This window comes from Selenomonas sp. AB3002 (assembly GCF_000702545.1).
Taxonomy (GTDB): Bacteria; Bacillota; Negativicutes; order Selenomonadales; family Selenomonadaceae; genus Selenomonas_B; species Selenomonas_B ruminantium_A.
Window position 1 is genome coordinate 1,999,702 of record NZ_JNIO01000008.1, and the last position, 16,495, is coordinate 2,016,196.

At 50.8% G+C, this 16,495-nt stretch carries 15 protein-coding genes; 2 read left to right on the forward strand and 13 right to left on the reverse strand.

Going from position 1 to position 16,495, the window contains the following annotated elements; all coding sequences use genetic code 11:
* Window positions 1-227: 227 nt before the first annotated feature.
* Complete coding sequence (locus tag P159_RS0117480; protein WP_029546158.1) at window positions 228-512, reverse strand: hypothetical protein; 285 nt, start codon at window positions 510-512, stop codon at window positions 228-230.
* Between the two features lie 369 nt (window positions 513-881).
* On the opposite strand from P159_RS0117480, the gene P159_RS0117485 reads away from it, so the two are divergent.
* The gene (locus P159_RS0117485; RefSeq protein WP_029546160.1) at window positions 882-1,901 is read left to right on the forward strand and encodes a substrate-binding domain-containing protein; all 1,020 of its coding nucleotides are present in this window, start codon (window positions 882-884) and stop codon (window positions 1,899-1,901) included.
* 159 nt (window positions 1,902-2,060) lie between these two features.
* On the opposite strand, the gene P159_RS0117490 is transcribed toward P159_RS0117485, so the two are convergent.
* From P159_RS0117490 to P159_RS0117545, 12 genes are all read right to left on the reverse strand, one after another.
* Window positions 2,061-3,686, reverse strand: coding sequence for an IS1182 family transposase (locus P159_RS0117490; RefSeq protein ID WP_029542724.1), 1,626 nt, complete (start codon window positions 3,684-3,686; stop codon window positions 2,061-2,063).
* 196 nt (window positions 3,687-3,882) lie between these two features.
* Window positions 3,883-5,307, reverse strand: coding sequence for an L-arabinose isomerase (araA, locus tag P159_RS0117495; protein WP_029546161.1), 1,425 nt, complete (start codon window positions 5,305-5,307; stop codon window positions 3,883-3,885).
* A gap of 313 nt (window positions 5,308-5,620) precedes the next feature.
* The gene (locus P159_RS0117500; protein ID WP_037377086.1) at window positions 5,621-7,225 is read right to left on the reverse strand and encodes an FGGY-family carbohydrate kinase; all 1,605 of its coding nucleotides are present in this window, start codon (window positions 7,223-7,225) and stop codon (window positions 5,621-5,623) included.
* A gap of 13 nt (window positions 7,226-7,238) precedes the next feature.
* Window positions 7,239-8,441, reverse strand: coding sequence for a multiple monosaccharide ABC transporter permease (mmsB, locus tag P159_RS0117505; protein ID WP_051650447.1), 1,203 nt, complete (start codon window positions 8,439-8,441; stop codon window positions 7,239-7,241).
* Window positions 8,441-9,991 carry an ATP-binding cassette domain-containing protein gene (locus P159_RS0117510; RefSeq protein WP_029546167.1) on the reverse strand — a complete coding sequence of 517 codons (1,551 nt, stop codon included), beginning with the start codon at window positions 9,989-9,991 and terminating at the stop codon, window positions 8,441-8,443. The genes mmsB and P159_RS0117510 overlap by 1 nt, the downstream gene beginning before the upstream one ends.
* Before the next feature lie 275 nt (window positions 9,992-10,266).
* Window positions 10,267-11,364 carry a multiple monosaccharide ABC transporter substrate-binding protein gene (gene chvE, locus P159_RS0117515; RefSeq protein WP_029546170.1) on the reverse strand — a complete coding sequence of 366 codons (1,098 nt, stop codon included), beginning with the start codon at window positions 11,362-11,364 and terminating at the stop codon, window positions 10,267-10,269.
* A 66-nt stretch (window positions 11,365-11,430) separates the two neighbouring features.
* Entirely contained in the window at window positions 11,431-11,763 is a 333-nt protein-coding gene (locus P159_RS0117520; RefSeq protein WP_185753784.1) for a hypothetical protein, read from the reverse strand.
* Window positions 11,764-11,907: 144 nt separating this feature from the next.
* On the reverse strand, window positions 11,908-12,171 hold the full coding sequence (locus P159_RS0117525) for a Txe/YoeB family addiction module toxin (RefSeq protein WP_029546174.1): 264 nt from the start codon (window positions 12,169-12,171) through the stop codon (window positions 11,908-11,910).
* 4 nt (window positions 12,172-12,175) lie between these two features.
* On the reverse strand, window positions 12,176-12,445 hold the full coding sequence (locus P159_RS0117530) for a type II toxin-antitoxin system RelB/DinJ family antitoxin (protein ID WP_029546176.1): 270 nt from the start codon (window positions 12,443-12,445) through the stop codon (window positions 12,176-12,178).
* A gap of 599 nt (window positions 12,446-13,044) precedes the next feature.
* Window positions 13,045-13,737, reverse strand: a complete 693-nt coding sequence (locus P159_RS0117535) for a DUF3800 domain-containing protein (protein ID WP_029546178.1) — start codon at window positions 13,735-13,737, stop codon at window positions 13,045-13,047.
* A 135-nt stretch (window positions 13,738-13,872) separates the two neighbouring features.
* Entirely contained in the window at window positions 13,873-15,225 is a 1,353-nt protein-coding gene (locus P159_RS0117540; protein ID WP_029546180.1) for an S-layer homology domain-containing protein, read from the reverse strand.
* A 270-nt stretch (window positions 15,226-15,495) separates the two neighbouring features.
* The gene (locus tag P159_RS0117545) at window positions 15,496-15,687 is read right to left on the reverse strand and encodes a DUF951 domain-containing protein (RefSeq protein WP_029546182.1); all 192 of its coding nucleotides are present in this window, start codon (window positions 15,685-15,687) and stop codon (window positions 15,496-15,498) included.
* Window positions 15,688-15,725: 38 nt separating this feature from the next.
* On the opposite strand from P159_RS0117545, the gene P159_RS0117550 reads away from it, so the two are divergent.
* Window positions 15,726-16,493 carry a carbon-nitrogen family hydrolase gene (locus P159_RS0117550; protein ID WP_029546184.1) on the forward strand — a complete coding sequence of 256 codons (768 nt, stop codon included), beginning with the start codon at window positions 15,726-15,728 and terminating at the stop codon, window positions 16,491-16,493.
* Window positions 16,494-16,495 lie beyond the last annotated feature (2 nt).

Genomic DNA, 16,495 nt, shown 5'->3' on the forward strand with positions numbered 1-16,495 from the left:
TCTCTCCCATCTATGAATAATGAATCCATCTCCATTGATGAAGCTAACTGTCTATTATTTCATTGTAACTGAAAACTATGGCGATTGAAAGAAAAAGATGAATTATATTCATAAATTTATTTTTTCGTCACCAAATTCAATAATCCTGCTCCTGCAAAATAAAAAACACCGCCGAGGAAATAATCCTCTGACGGTGTATCGCCCTAAATTAAAATATGTATGATTGCTTACTGAATCTGGTAAACCTTGGCATTGGAACGTGACCAATAGTTCACCGCATCCTGATAACCCAAAGTCCAGCGGCCGCTGGTTTCATTGCGGGTAAGGCTGATGCCATAATAGCACTTGGCAAAGACGGAAACCTCGCGGGTGTTGGCCTCGCGGATAAGCTCCCTCATGGTGTCCTCAATAAAAGCAGTGCGGGACTTCCAGGCAGCCTGCTCCTTGAGATTGTACTTGCCAGTCTTGAATTTGAACAATTTATTGGTAGCCTTGTTCACAGCTAAGACCATTTTTTCTCTCCCTTTCCTTCCTTTAACCAACTGCGGCCAAAATAATGCTGGACTATAAATTGTATTGTTTTCTTGAGCAACTCTCTTTCACTTGCCATATTTTACCCCAAAAGTCCTAATTTCGCAAGTAAAAAATTCTAAATCCACATTGATATTAACACAATTTCATATATCATCCTGACTAAAATTCCGATTGATTTTTCTCTCCCATGTTGTAAAATAAATATGCACACTTTTAATTAAGTAAGCAGGAAAACACAGCAGATACGGCGAAATTATAGGAATCATATTGATTGTGCTCGTTCTCATTAGGCACAAAATCAGATATACGCACATTTTTCTAATCCGAGAAAAAGGAGTAACAAGATAATGGTTACTATCAAACAGATAGCAGAGCTCTGCGGCGTCTCCCGGGGCACCGTGGACAGAGTAGTGAACCGGCGGGGCAAAGTCAAGCCGGAAAAGGAGCAGCTTATCCTCGAGACCATGCGGAAGCTGAACTACCAGCCCAACCCCGCAGGCAGAGCCCTGGCCGCCCGCAAGAAATCCCCCATCGTGGGCGTGCTGATTCCCTCCATCGGCATCCACTTCTTCGATGACGTACTCTCTTCCATGCAGAAAGCTGCGAAAAAATATGATTCTTACGGCCTAAAAGTCATCTGGCGCAGCATGAGGGGCTACAGCGTAGAGGAGCAGTGCCGCCTCATCGACGAGCTTTCCCCCCAGGTGCAGGCCCTCATCATCAACCCGGTGGATCACCCCAGCGTGGTACGCAGGCTCAACGCCCTCATAGATGACGGCATTGTCATCATCACCATCAACAACGATGCCCCGGGACTTTCCCGCCACACTTATGTAGGCTCCGACTATCTGGAAGGGGGACGCACGGCAGGGGCGCTGCTGCGCATGATCGGGCCGGAGAAGCTCAATGTGGGCGTGCTCTTAGGCTCACTTTCCATGCTGGGCCATCGTCAAAGGCTGGACGGCTTCCGGGAAACCATGGGGGACAGATGCAACATCCTCTCCATCCACGAGACGGAAGATGATGACATGATTGCCTACGAGCAGGTAACCCAGCTTCTGAAAAACGAGCCGAATATCAATGCCCTCTTTGTCATATCCTCCGGTGCCTCTTACGGTGCCAGCCGTGCCGTACTGGCGGCGGGCCTGGCAGGGAAAATCACCATCATCGTCTTCGATACCATTCCCACCACCATCCGCATGATGCAGCAAGGCATCATCCAGGCCGCCCTCTACCAGCACCCCCACGAACAAGGCCGCCGCGCCATGCAGATAGCCTTCGACTATCTGGTGAATGGGACGCCGCCAGACCGGGATCGTTACATCATGCGCAATGAGATACGCATATTGCAGAATGCAGAAGATTAAACCTTGGGGCTGTTGCATGAGTGTAATTCCACTTATGCACAGCCCCTTTTCCTTGTTGATGTATAAGAAGTTCCTATTCGTTGTAAAATCCACTAAAAATGAGCACAAGATACCAGGCGGTCTAAAAATCGCCTTTTTTCTTGTGCTCTTATTTTGTATTCAGGCTGCGTTATTCACAGGGAACAGGTGCTGGCCTGCTCTGTCTGACTGGATTTTGCAGTGCAGCTTTTGAATATTGTAAGCCATAGCCACCAGCATGATCTCAACAAGGACATTTGCTGTGCCGCGGCTCAGGAACCTTCGGAAATTCATGTCCGCCTTCATCATTGCAAATGCACCTTCTGCCTGTATGCTTCGGTTTATGCGCAGTTGTACTCCTTCTTTTGAGGTTATACGTTCCAAATCTTCCTGACGTTGGCGCAGAAACTGTTTGGATACTTCAAAGTGCTTGGTTCTCTCCTCCAGCGGGGTCTTGCAATGGTTTCCGTGTATGCACTGGCTCTTCAGCGGGCAATTGCCGCAATCCGCAGAACTGTAAAGGGTTATATTTCTTTTGAATCCTGTCCGGCTGCTGCGTACGAATTCCTTTGCAGCTGCAAGCTTCCTGCCCTGGGCGCATAAATAGGCATCTTCTTCTGGCAGATAGGTCATATTCTCCCTGCGCCCGATATCCTTTTTCCATTTTCTTGTCTTGCTCTTCTCATAATTGCTGGGCTTTATGAAGGCGCGCTGCCCGTTGGTCTCAAGATAGAGGTAGTTCTCTTCGCTTTCGTATCCTGCATCCGCAACCACATTGGGATAGCGGCGCTGCAGATGTTTCTCCATATCCTGAAGGAAAGGAATGAGTGTGGTTGTATCTGTAGGCTGGGGACCGACCGATGCCCATGTGATGAATTCAGAGTCCGTACCGCACTGGATGTTGTAGGCGGGCTTAAGCTGGCCGTTCTTCATGGCATCTTCCTTCATGCGCATGAAGGTGGCATCCGTGTCTGTCTTGGCAAAGCTATTGCGGTTGCCTAGAATGTGCAGATATGTATTGTATTTTTTGAGCCGGGCAATGAACTCGTCCAGCTGCTCCATTGTTTTCTGCAGGGCAGTCTTGCGCTTGCCCGTTCCCTTGACGAAGATGATGTCCTGCGCCTTCTGGCATGCCTTGAGCTTGCGGCGGAGCTTTTTGAGGTGCCTGACATGGATTTCATCGCCGTAATGCAGAGAAAGCGTGAACGCTTCCCTGGCTTTGCTGACAAAGGCAGGAAGCTTTGCCATGAGCTTGGCTTTGTTTTTAAGGACAGCCTTCTTCCAGACAAATTTATACTTGTTGGAGAAAGACTCAATCTTTGTTCCGTCAATGAAGATGTCTTTAAGGGAAATGACACCGAACTGTTCAAGCAGGAAGTCCATCTGGGCAAACAGTTCCTTGATGCAGGGGGCCAGATGTTTGGAACGGAATCTTGAGATGGTAACATGGTCAGGGGCCGGCTTGCCTTCCAGCAGGTACATGAAGTTGATGTCCCTTCGGCAGGCAGTCTCGATCCTGCGTGAGCTGAAAATATGGTTCATTCCGGCATAAACAAGGATGGCCAGCATCTGCCTGGGCGACGCCAGATTTCGATCTATCCTTTGATAGGTCTCCTCCAGTGACTTTATATCCATACCTCCAATGCAGTGGCGAAGCAGGCGGACGGGGTCATCTTTGCTAACCTGAAATTCAAGATTTAAGGGGAGAAACAGTTGATAATTCTCTCCTAAAGACGTATACTCTTTCTGTGAATTTGGTTTTTGCATACCTAAATTCTACACCTAATCCCGGGGCTTGAATGTCCCGGGATTATCTTTTTGCATAAAAAATGAGGCTGCTGCACGTTTGGATTACGTGCAACAGCCCCTTTTTAATTTCCTCCATACACGACAAAGGCAGCCTCGACTGAGGCTGCCTTTGTCGTTAGGATTTATATGAGAAAAAGAGTGTGGAGAAAGCTGATTAAAGGATTTCCACCAGGTCCATGCCCAGCATCACGCCGAGATCATGGAGCTGCTGGGGAGTAAGGGTAAAGGACAGGACGGTGTGATGTCCGCCGCCAGCCCTCATCCACTCCTCGGAGCCTTTCTTGAGGCCCACGGTGGGAGTCCAGAGCTGCTTGGCTACAGGGAGATGGGGAGTCTCTGCCTCAGCCTTGCGGCAATCTACCGGGTAGTAGATCAGGCGGAAGCCATCCCGGAAATCAGCCACGGTGACATCCACGGCCTTGCCGTCTGCACCGGTGAACACCAGGCGGGCAGGGTCATCCTTGCCGCCGATATCCAGCGGGTGGACTTCAACCTTCGGCTTGTCGCTGGCAATGGTGGGATCCACCTCCAGCATGTGAGCGCCCAGAATAGCCTCATGGCCCTTGCGGAGGTCAAGAGTATAATCCTCCATGAAGACAGTGCGGTCATTGTGAGCCATGATCTTCAACAGGCGGGTGAGAGCCGCATGCTTCCAGTCACCCTCAGCGCCAAAGCCGTAGCCCTCAGCCATGAGAAGCTGGGCAGCCAGGCCCGGCAGCTGCTTGAGGCCTTTGAGGTCCTGGAAGTTGGTGCAGAAGGCGGTGTAACCCCTGTCATCCAGGAACTTCTTGATACCCAGATACTCCCGCAGCTGATATCTCACAGATTCGGTGAATTTGGCAGCATCGTTATGCTGGGGAGCCAGGTCATACTTGTTGCGCAGTTCCTGATACTCCCTGTCAATATCCTCTTCGGAAACAGCGTCAATAACTTCTACCAGATCGCCTACCGGCCAGTAATCCACCGTCCAGCCCAGCTGGATCTGAGCCTGCACCTTGTCACCCTCGGTGACAGCCACATCACGCATGGTGTCGCCAAAGCGGCAGACCTTCAGCTTGAAGCTCTCGTTGTAGGCCACGGCCACATCCTGCCAGCTGGCAATCTCAGCCTGCACCTCTTCATCGCCCCAGAAGCCGTAGACAATCTTGTTCTTGAGGTTCAGACGGCTGTTGAGGTAAGCATACTCACGGTCGCCATGGGCACTCTGGTTCAGGTTCATGTAATCGAAATCAATGGTATCGTAGGGAATATCCTGACGATACTGGGTAGCCAGATGCAGGAGTGGCTTCTGCAGCAGCACCGTGCCGCGAATCCAGTTCTTGGCCGGAGAGAAAGTATGCATCCAGGTGATGACGCCTGCCACTTCCTCGTGGTAGTTCACATCCTTCATGAACTGGGTGATGCCGTCAGCCGTGGTCATGACCCCCTTGCAGACCACCTTATAGGGCAGGGACCCGCTCTCATTGAGCTTCTTGACGATATCCTCTGCATCACGGGCCACATTCTTCAGCTGCTCCTCACCATAAAGGAACTGGCTGCCAGCCACAAACCAAAATTCATAATCAGGTAATTTAAGCATTTGTAAAACTCCTTTTTCTAGTTAAGCTACAGTAAAGGTGAGTGCCAAGGCCTCCACCGCTTGCGGGGGGCGCGTAAGCGCGGGAGCCCGGTGGGCTCCCTGGAGGGGGACCGTCGAAGACGGTGGAAGGGGGAAAATCAACCGAACAAGTATCCTTCGAAGTCACCTATTCGCCCCCTGGCCCCCCCCTTCCGTCAGCCCTTTGGGCTGCCACCTCCCCCGCAAGCGGTGGAGGTAAGGACTGCTATACACTTTGCCCTTATAAAATTTCAGTGCCAATCATAACATCAAAGCATCTGTCCCGCTGCCAACATCACTCGTTAATGCACTCCCCAGCCATGCGTTCTAATCTAAGCCCCTCTTTATAAGCCTTGATATAAGCCTTGGCCCCTTCGCGTCCCTCTGCCATAGGTGGCAGGGTCGAACTCTTTGCTTCGGCAAAAATATTCTTCTCCAAGAAGTCCGGCAAACTCTCATTTGCCCCCTTCTTGTTAAGGAAGAGCGCCAGCACCGCCATGCCCCAGGGACCGCCGCTGCCTGCAGTCTCCATCACCGTGATGGGAATCCCCAGGAGGTCAGCCAGCGCCTGCTGGGCAATCTCCGGGGTTTTCAGGAGACCACCCTGAGCCACCATGGCTTCAGCCTCCACGTGCTCCTCTTCTGTGAGCACCTGCATGCCCACAGCCAAGGGTGCCAGCGCACCGTAAAGCTGGGTCAGCATGAACTCCGGCAGATGCATCTTCGCCTTCGGCCCTCTGACGAACAAGGGACGGCCTGCCTCCACCCTGGTCACATTCTCCCCGGACAGGCAGCTGTAGTTGAGAAGCCCCCCTGCATCACGACGGGCGCTCTTGCTGTGAGTCAATAGCAGGCTGTAGAGCTTGCCCCCCTTCACATCGGAGCCCACAAGGGTGGCAAATTCCTCGAAGAGTCCCACCCAGGCATTGAGATCAGAGGTGCAGTTATTGGTGTGCACCATGGCCACAGGAGCCCCATCCGGGGTCATGACCACATCTATGTCCTCATGCACAGCAGCAAGCGGCGCACTGAGCACATTCATGGAGAAAGCGGAGGTGCCTACAGAGATATTGCCCGTGCCAGGGCGCACCGCATTGGTGGCCACCATGCCCGTGCCAGCATCCCCTTCCGGAGGAGCGCAGGGAGCGCCCGGTTCCAAAGCCCCCGTGGGGTCAAGGAGTTTTGCACCTTCTTCAGTGATATGACCTGCCACGGTGCCAGCGGCCTTGACCTCTGGCAGGAGCTCTGCCAAACGCCAGTCAAAACGGCTGACCTCAGTTAGCTGCTGGAACTTCAAAACCATTTCTGCATCGTAGCCCCCGGTGGCAGCGTCGATGGGGAACATGCCTGAGGCATCCCCCACACCAAGCACCTTTTCACCAGTCAGCTGCCAATGCACGTAGCCAGCCAGAGTGGTAAGGAAGGAAAGCCTTGGCACCTCAGGTTCTTCATTCAATATCGCCTGATAGAGATGGGCTATGCTCCACCGCTGGGGAATATTGAACCCCAGAAGTTCCGTGAGTTTCCGGGCTGCTTCCCCGGTGATATTGTTCCGCCAGGTGCGGAACTGGGCCAGCTGCTCTCCCTTTGCGTCAAAAGCCAGATACCCGTGCATCATGGCGCTGACGCCGAAACTGCCGATTTTCGTGAGCTTCACGCCATACGTCTCCTGCACCTGGGCAGCCAAGGCGGCATAGCAGGACTGGATCCCTTTCCAGACCTCATCCAAAGAATATGTCCAAATCCCTTCCACCAGCTGATTTTCCCAGCCATAACTGCCTTCGGCAATCACCCGGGCTTCTCCATCCACCAGCACCGCCTTGATATTAGTAGAGCCAAGCTCCAGCCCCAGAGCCGTGTCACCATCGTTAAGTGCCTTTACAATCTCTTCCTTTGCCAACTCAATCCACTCCTTAGCCGTTCTTCTTGCTCTTGAAATGCAGGTCAATGGCAACGGCTGCCAACAGGACCAAGCCTTTTACCACTCTCTGGACATCAACAGACCAGCCCAGGAGGGACATGCCATTGTTCAAGACACCCATGATCAGTGCACCTACCACGGCGCCAGTAACGGTGCCTTCGCCGCCGGGCACTGCGGTGCCGCCGATATAGCAGGCTGCGATGGCGTCCATCTCGAACATATCACCAGCCTTAGGAGTTGCAGAAGCATTGCGGGCGGTGAGGATAACACCGGCCAGGCCTGCCAGGATGCCCATGTTCACATAGATCCAGAACATGACCTTGTTGACCTTGATACCAGAGAGAGCTGCAGCCTTCCTGTTGCCGCCCACGGCGTAAATCTGACGACCGGGCACGGTGCGGTTGGTAAGGAAAGCATAGAAAGCCACGAGGACTGCCACAATCATGAGCACCAGAGGCAGACCCATGTACATAGCAAGCTTCACAGTGAAGAAGTTCACGATGGCGATGGAAACGCCAACCTTGAAGATGGAAGCTCCCAAAGAGGGAACCTCAAAGCCGTTCTTGGCCTTGTTCCTGCGGGAACGGATTTCCATGAAGACAATCAGGGCAGAGAGCAGAACGCCTGCAGTGAGAGCCAGCAGCTCAAACTTCATGCCGCCGATGGTCGTGAAGAACTGAGGCATGTAGCCTGCACCAATCTGGGTGAATTCCTGGGGCAGGGGGCCTTTGGTCTGACCGTTCAGCACTACCAGAGCCAAGCCACGGAAGACCAGCATATTAGCAAGGGTGACTATGAATGGCGCCACGCCCAATTTCGATATGAAGAAGCCCTGCCAGACACCTACCAATAGGCCGATGCCGATGGCGGCCAGGATAGCCAGGGGAATGGCCATCTGGTAATCCACTACCATGATGGCGGCAATAGCCCCGGAGAAAGCAACCACAGAACCTACGGAAAGGTCTACGTTACCGGTAAGGCAGCAGAGCAGCATGCCCAGTGCCAGCACGATGACGTAAGAATTCTGCATGATGAGGTTGTTGACGTTCATGGGTGATACATTCTTGAAGTCGGACATGAATGCGAAGATGGCGTAAATGACCACCAACGCGATAATCATGCCGTATTCCTTGAGACCCTTCAAGTTTTCCTTGAAGCCGCCGTGTGCTTCAGGTGCTAATACATGTGCTGACATTATGCTGTCTCCCTTCTGGCGCTGTGTGCCATGATAATCCGCATAACTGCTTCCTGGTCAAATTCATCCTTCTGGAGCTCGCCTGCAATCTCGCCCTCATTGAGGACGTAAACCCTGTCAGAGAGGCCCAGCAGTTCTTCCATATCCGAGGAAATGACCACCACTGCCTTGCCGGACTCTGCCAGCTGATTGATGACAGTGTAAATCTCGTATTTCGCACCCACGTCAATGCCGCGGGTAGGTTCATCCAGGATAAGCACATCCGGGTTGGAGAGCATCCACTTGGCCAGCACTACCTTCTGCTGGTTGCCGCCAGAAAGGCTTTCCACCCGCTGGGTGAGGCTGTCGGCCTTCACATTGATTTTCTTTGAATAATCCTCTGCCGCATGAACCTCGTCATCAGGCTTCAGGATGCCGTTCTTGGAAAATCTTGATTTCAGGCTGGCCAGGGACATATTCCACTTGATGTCGTCTATCAGCACCAAGCCATAAGTTTTCCTGTCCTCAGGCACATAAGCGATATGCTGGTCAATGGCACTCTGCACATCGGGGATGGTGATTTCCTTGCCATGCTTGAAAATCTTGCCCCGGCTGCCTGCGCCGTAAGTGTGGCCGAAAAGGCTCATGGCCAGTTCCGTGCGGCCTGCGCCCATCAGACCGGCAAAACCCACGACCTCACCCTTCTTCACATTGAACGAAATATTGGACAGGCGCTCCCTGGTGGGGTCATCCTCGTCCTGCACCGTCCAATCCCTGACCTCGAACACCGTCTCACCGATCTCGGCATGGCGCTCCGGATAGCGGTTGGTAAGCTCCCTGCCCACCATGCCCTTGATGATGCGGTTCTCGTCAATGGGCTCACCGTGGTCACGCTGGATAGTCTCGATGGTATGGCCATCGCGGATAACCGTGATGCTGTCTGCCACCCTGGAAACTTCATTCAGCTTATGGGAAATCATGATACTGGTGAGGCCCTTCTGCTTCAATTTAAGCAGCAGTTCCAGCAAAGTGTTGCTTTCCTCATCGTTCAAAGCCGAAGTAGGCTCATCGAGAATCAGGAGCTTTGCATCCTTGGCCAGTGCCTTGGCAATCTCAATCATCTGCTGCTGGCCCATGCCCAGGTCTACCACCTTGCGGTTCACATTCTCGTGCATGCCAATGCTCTCCAGCACTTGGGCAGCCCGTCGCTGGGTTTCCTCCCAGTCGATGACCTGGCCGTATTTCAGGTTCTCATTGCCCATGAAGATATTCTCAGCTACCGTCAAAAGAGGTATAAGAGCCAATTCCTGATGTATGATGACGATGCCTGTTTTTTCGCTTTCCTTGATGTCGCTGAACTTCTGGACTTCGCCCTTGTAAACAATATCACCTGTATAGCTGCCGTAGGGATAAACCCCGGACAGCACATTCATCAGCGTTGACTTGCCTGCGCCGTTCTCACCGCAGAGGGCGTGTATCTCCCCCTGCCGCACCACCAGATTCACATCATCCAGAGCTTTCACCCCGGAGAAATCCTTGGTGATATGGCGCATTTCCAAAATATTGTCCATGCCGCCGCCTCCCGTTATGTGGACGAGCACATTTTCTTGTTTATATAAAGGCGGATTGCTCCGCCCTTATACTTAGTATTGCCAAATTAACTTATAGACCTTACCTGCCCCGTTTACGGGGGCGCTTAAGCGCGGGAGCCCGGTGGGCTCCCCGGACAGTGGCAGCCCAAAGGGCTGACGGAAAGGGGGGTACTAGGGGTCGTTACCCTCCTTCCCCCTTCCACCACCTTCGGTGGTCCCCCTCCCCCGCAAGCGGTGGAGGTCTGATCGACAAATTACTTCAACTGATCTGCTTTGTAGTATCCGGAATCTACCAGCTCTTTCTGATAATTAGTCTTATCTACAGCCACCGGAGTGCAGAGGTAAGAAGGAACTACCAGCTTGTGGTTGTCATAGGACTTGGTATCGTTGATCTCGGGGGTCTTGCCTTCCAGCACTGCCTGCACCATGGTCACGCACTTGTCAGCCAGTGTACGGGTATCTTTGAAGACCGTCATGGTCTGCTTGCCGGAGATGATGTTCTTGGTAGCCATGAGCTCGGCATCCTGACCGGTGATGAGAGGCCAGTTCTTGCCAACCTGGTAGCCTGCGCCCTCCAGGGCTGCGGCGATACCATAGCTGATGCCATCAAAGGGAGAAATAACTGCATCCAGCTTCTTGCCATCGGTGTAGTAGCCGGAAATCAGGTCTTCCATGCGGCGCTGTGCAGTCTCCTGGGACCAGCGCAGGGTGCAGATGGTGTCGAAATCAGTCTGCTTGGAAGGAACTACCAGCTGACCGTTGTCGATGTACTTCTTCAGCACTTCGAACACGCCATCGTTGAGGAAGTGAGCGTTGTTGTCATCAGGAGAGCCTGCGAAGAACTCCACGTTGTAGGGGCCCTTGCCCTCAGCCAGGCCAAGCTGCTTCTCCACGTATTTGCCGATCAAGGTGCCTACGCCCTTGTTATCGAAGGTTGCATAGTAGGAAACGCTGTCCGTGTCCATGAGCAGACGGTCATAAGCTATAACAGGGATGTTATTGGCCTTGGCCTGCTCCAGTGCATTCACCAGAGCGCTGGAGTCGATGGAAGCAACCACCAGGCAGTTAGCACCATTGGTAATCATGTTCTCGATCTGGGAAACCTGAGCCTGTACGTCATCCTCGGCATACTGCAGGTCCACTTCGTATCCCAGAGCTTCCAGCTTCTCTTTCATGTTGGCGCCGTCCTGAATCCATCTCTGGGAGGACTGGGTCGGCATGGCCACGCCTACGCGCTTGTGCCCATCCCCTGCAGGACTGTTGCCTGCCGAAGTACCACCACCGCAGCCTGCCGCTGCAATCATCATGACGCCTGCCAGCGCCGCTGCCACTAACTTCTTGAGTTTGAACATTGCTTTCCCTCCAGTTGAAAAACCGTTGATATGAAACCTGACAAACCCTTGCACTGAACTCGCTTCCTACGCCTCCGCAGCCCCATCCTTCATATATCGCATCCCTACACAGTAAAAAATGAGACACAGGGCAATGGCCACATTCAGCCCCACGCTGTTGGGCCAGTAGAAGGAAATAAAGCCGCAAACCGCAGTGAAGACCTCCACCGCTTTCAGCTTCCTGGCATTAGTCTCCCGGGCTTCATCGTCATCATGTGACGTGCACATAAGCTGATAACCCTGACCCGTAAAGCCAGTCATGACCAGAATCAAGAGTGCCTGCTCGCTTCCTTCAAAGATGGCGGTCATTCCCGACGTCACCAGCATCATCAGAAGCAGCACCTGCATAGTTCTCCTCACGGCCTCTCCTTCTTTCTCTGTGTTCGTGCACAACTTACGGTATTTAATATATCACTCTGTCGCGTTTGTGTCAATATCTTTATTGTTGAATTGCAATTTTTATTTTATGCACAAAAATAGCCCCTTGAAAAAGGGGCACCATATTCAATAATGGTTGCGACAAGACAGGATGACAACTTTATTTTCTTCAACTGCGTATACAATCCTGTTCGTCTCATCAATTCTGCGACTCCAAAGACCTGTCAGATTCTCTTTCAATGGCTCTACTTTCCCTATTCCCTCAAAAGGATTTCTTCTTATATCCTTGATGAGATTGTTGATTCGTCTCAATATCTTTTTGTCCTGACTTTGCCAGTAGATGTAGTCATCCCATGCATCAATATCCCACTCTATACGTCTTATGCGCATGAAATCACACCTCAATCAGCTCATGCTCAGCCATCTGAAGCCGTCCAGCCTTATACTCCTCATACTTCTGCTCAAGATAACGTATGTTGGCCTCAGAATAGAAAGGATCCACTGGTGCCGATACCTCAAAAGGAATCCTGCGCTCCCGGCCCACCTTCTTGGCAAAAATAGTGAAGGCAGCGCTCATGGACAATCCCATATCGGCGCAAGCCTGCTCCATGCTGCGTTTTACATCAGAATCCAGCTTGAAATTCACGCTTACTGTCTGTGCCATGTCAAATCACCCTCTCTTATATAGATAATTTATATAATAATTATATCAAACTTACTTATAAATGCAATATTATTTATTAAGCAAATAGCCCCTTGAAAAAGGGGCGTATATAATGGTATAATTGGCTTAACGAAAAGGTGACCGACGGGTGGTGCTGCCGGACTCCCCTTTTCCAATGGATATGTGAGGAAGTACCGCTTTTACCAGACGCCGTTACCTCCTTACTTCAAGAGTGTTGCAAATGCTATCAAAATAGAGAGGTCCTGCTTCAGTGGACGATTCAAAACTATTAAGCTCGCCAGTTGGCGGGCTTTTTCGTTGCACGAAAAAGGAGAGTGCAAAAGCACTCTCCTCAAACGTATGACCATTTGGCAGGCGTAGCATCCTCCTGCATCTCTCGGGTTGCCCCTGTCGTACCATCGGCGTGTGGTCGCTACGAAATCTACCACCTCAAACAGTCACTTGCTTATTCTATTAAAAAGCCGCCCCATTAAGAGCGGCCTCCACCAGGGGCGGCGTACTTAACATACGCTTAGTCTTTAGACCGTATCCCTAGTGTAAACAGTACATATCGTCTGTATAGATATATTATCACATAATTAAGGAAAAGTCAAGTTTTTATGATTAGGTATGTTTCTCAGATTTGGATTTTTGTCTCTATAAGATGTATATATGCGATTTGCCAATATATCACATGCTTGAATCATATAATTGCTCTTAGATTCACAGTACCTGACATCAACATGCACGTTAGAGGAAAATAACGGCTCATGAAACGTACCATAGTCATAGTTTGCAATACCATTCTGCAATTCTTCTTTCACTGTTTCTTTAAGCCCATATATACCATCAGTGGAAGTTAGTTGTTCATCTACTGAAATTCGTATGGTAATGTCCTGCTGACTGTCTAAAATCTGTTTGTCTATCAGATCACGAATCTTGCTCTTAATAGCTCTTTTCATTATATAATCTTTGTATCGACAAATTGATTTAGACGAAGACAGGATACTGGTATACACTTTATTGATATTAACAACTACCGACAAACTCTCCTCGTTTCTCAAAACGTTGTACAAAGCCCGTTTATGATTATTTGATAAGCCAAACGCCTTTATTTCATCAGTTCTCCCAAGTGCCGCCCTTATTTCATTTACTAACGCCTTGTACTTACGCTTTGCATTATCCAAATCTAATCTAGATTCAAAAACATAACCTGCATAAACAAATATGCCCGTTTTATTATTTTTATGCAGCACTCCAGAGTCATCAAAGAAAAAATATACTTCCTGCAAGTCCTCCCCTCCTTTTTCCACGTACAATTATAGCATAAAATAACTATATATAAAACCTACACATAACAAACATGAAAAAAGAACCCCGCCGAAGCGGGGTTCTCTATGTTGTTTAGTTTTTCTCTAACCGTTAGATTAGAAGAACCACTCAACGCGACCGAAGAACTGCTTAACCTTCACATCGTTAGCGCCGATGACCTTGTTGTGGCCATACTTCAGGTGACCAACAATGTTCTTAGCGAAGGTGTACTCAGCGCCGAGAGACCAGCCCTTCAGACCCTCATCAGTCACATCCCAGGTAGCAGCCGGAGCAGCGAGGTAGCCGGTGTGACGGTAAGCGATCCATGCGCCCCAAGTCTTCGGGTTCTCTTTCTGAGCACCCTTGTAGCTGAACTCGACACCGAAGGCCTTCTTGTTGCTGGTGCCAAAGTTGTAACCGCCAAAGTTGAGGTCATCGTTGGTGTCAGCACCAAGGAGAGCGTCAGCGCTGCTGTGTGCATAGTAAGCCTGCAGCTTGCTGCTCCTGTCGAACTTGTAGCCAGCCCTTACCTGCCAGATGTTGTTCTTTTCCTTATCGCCATCAGCGTTGAAGAAAACCTCAGGGTTGGTGTAACGGAAATAACGGAGGCTACCGAAGAAGCCCTTGTTCTCATTGCGGTTGTAATCAAGGCCGGCATAGAACACGTTGGAAGCAGTGAACTGGTCGCTGAAGATGCTGTTGCCAAGGCCATCTTTGTAGTACGGGGTATCATCGAAAGCACCGGAAGAACGACCGCCACCGATAACACCGGAGAGCTTATTCTTGTTGCCGAGGGTGATATCAGCACCGGACATGGTGGTATCGTTGATGCTGTCATCGCCGTACATGCTGAACTTACCGAAACGGACGCTGAAGTTCTTGTAGTCACCCTGTGCCCAAGCGCGCTTGAGACGGAAGTCAGAATCATTGCCAGTGCCACGGTTCTGATTGTCAGAATCCATCTTGTAGTTGCCATCGAGACGAGCATTCACATGCCAGTGATCGTTGACCTCAGCGGAGGGCTCGAGACGGAACAGAAGGTTGTTGTTGGTTTCCTTCTCGCCATCCTTAACCTTATCGCGAGTGTAGGTGTACTCCAACTTACCGTTCCACTTAACCATGTCAGCATTGCGCTCGAGGTTAGCAACGCGAACGCCGAGGCTGTTCAGCTCATCAGCGAACTCAGCAGCGAGCTTGTCAATCATAGCCTTGTCAGCAGCGCTCACATCGTTCTTAGCCATTGCACGAGCGACCATCTGAGCCATCTCGTAACGGGTGATGTTGCGATCGCCACGGAAAGTGCTGTCGCCATAACCTTCGATGACGCCATCAGCAGCCAGCTGGCTTACAGCGTCATAAGCCCAATGATCAGCAGGAACATCGGAGAACGGATTTGCAGCAGCGAAAGTGGTGCTAGCTGCGCCCACAACCAGAGCAGTGGTCAGGGCAGAAACGAGAGTCTTCTTCATTGAGAAACTCCTCCTTCTGTAAAATAAAATTTATACGGCATCGAGTCCGTAAGAAGGAGTTCCTTTGAGTTTCCATGTTTCCTCACAATTCACTCCGTCTTATTTCCTCGACTTGTTGTATTCTACCATCTTTCTTTCAGAGTGGCAACCCCTATTTTTCATTTAATCATAAAATATCATATATAAATCATTTTTTTCATACTTTTTATGGTATTATGAGAGAAGGTTATATCAATAGAAAGTAACCTCACGGTTCTTTCTAATTTTGCTCTAATTCTCTCTTAATCTGCTCCTAACCATTTTCCTGAACTTCTCACGGGGCACCAAAACCTCCCGGCCGCAGCCCTGACATTTCAGCCGTACATCTGCCCCCCAGCGGATGATTTCCCAGACTTTGCTGCCGCAGGGGTGAGGTTTCTTGACCTGCACCTTATCCCCTTCACCATACGCAATTTCTTCCATTACCTATCTTCCTTTCACTTATATATGGGGTGATTAGCTTGAAAATATCCATCTTGCAAATGCACACTATTCTTGGCCAGCCGGAGAAAAACACTGCCGCCTTCCTGCGCATGGCAGAACAAGCCATGCAGGAAAAACCTGATATTCTCCTGCTGCCGGAGATGTGGAATATAGGCTTTTTCCCCCGTCCCGTGGAGGATTATGCCGATAAAAATGGCGAAAATACCCGCGCCCTGATGTCGGAATTTGCGCGGAAAAATCAGGTAAATATCGTAGGCGGCTCCGTAGCCAGACTGGAAAGCAGCACGGGAAAAATCTACAATACCTGCTATATTTTTGACCGCCAGGGACAGGAGATTGCCGCCTATGACAAGGTGCATCTCTTCTCCCCCGGCAAAGAAAATCAGGTCTTTGAAGCAGGCAGGAACATCTGCACCTTCACCCTGGATGGCCGCAAATGCGGCGTGGCTATCTGCTATGATTTGAGGTTCGGCAATTATCTAAGCAGGATCGCCGAAGATGTCGAAATCCTCTTCCTCCCCGCCGCCTGGCCGAAACTCAGGCAGAAGCACTGGGATATATTAACCCAGGCAAGGGCCATAGAATACCAGGTATTCGTGGCAGCCTGCAACGGAGGAGCTGAGACCAACGACAAACACCCGCTGGGAGGACATTCTGGCATCTTCGACCCGTGGGGAGAAGTGCTGGCGAAGGCAGGGGAAGGTGAAGACATTATTTCGGCAGAGGTGGATTTAGGGCTACCGGAGAAAGTACGAAAAAAGATACCTGTACGAATAGATAAATAGCA

Excerpts from the sequence above, each read along its gene's own strand:
- P159_RS0117510 (WP_029546167.1), bottom strand. The coding sequence starts at position 9,991 with ATGGACAATATTTTGGAAATGCGCCATATCACCAAGGATTTCTCCGGG.
- mmsB (WP_051650447.1), bottom strand. The coding sequence starts at position 8,441 with ATGTCAGCACATGTATTAGCACCTGAAGCACACGGCGGCTTCAAGGAA.
- P159_RS0117485 (WP_029546160.1), top strand. The coding sequence starts at position 882 with ATGGTTACTATCAAACAGATAGCAGAGCTCTGCGGCGTCTCCCGGGGC.
- araA (WP_029546161.1), bottom strand. The coding sequence starts at position 5,307 with ATGCTTAAATTACCTGATTATGAATTTTGGTTTGTGGCTGGCAGCCAG.
- P159_RS0117540 (WP_029546180.1), bottom strand. The coding sequence starts at position 15,225 with ATGAAGAAGACTCTCGTTTCTGCCCTGACCACTGCTCTGGTTGTGGGC.
- P159_RS0117490 (WP_029542724.1), bottom strand. The coding sequence starts at position 3,686 with ATGCAAAAACCAAATTCACAGAAAGAGTATACGTCTTTAGGAGAGAAT.
- P159_RS0117545 (WP_029546182.1), bottom strand. The coding sequence starts at position 15,687 with ATGGAAGAAATTGCGTATGGTGAAGGGGATAAGGTGCAGGTCAAGAAA.
- P159_RS0117480 (WP_029546158.1), bottom strand. The coding sequence starts at position 512 with ATGGTCTTAGCTGTGAACAAGGCTACCAATAAATTGTTCAAATTCAAG.
- P159_RS0117530 (WP_029546176.1), bottom strand. The coding sequence starts at position 12,445 with ATGGCACAGACAGTAAGCGTGAATTTCAAGCTGGATTCTGATGTAAAA.
- P159_RS0117525 (WP_029546174.1), bottom strand. The coding sequence starts at position 12,171 with ATGCGCATAAGACGTATAGAGTGGGATATTGATGCATGGGATGACTAC.
- chvE (WP_029546170.1), bottom strand. The coding sequence starts at position 11,364 with ATGTTCAAACTCAAGAAGTTAGTGGCAGCGGCGCTGGCAGGCGTCATG.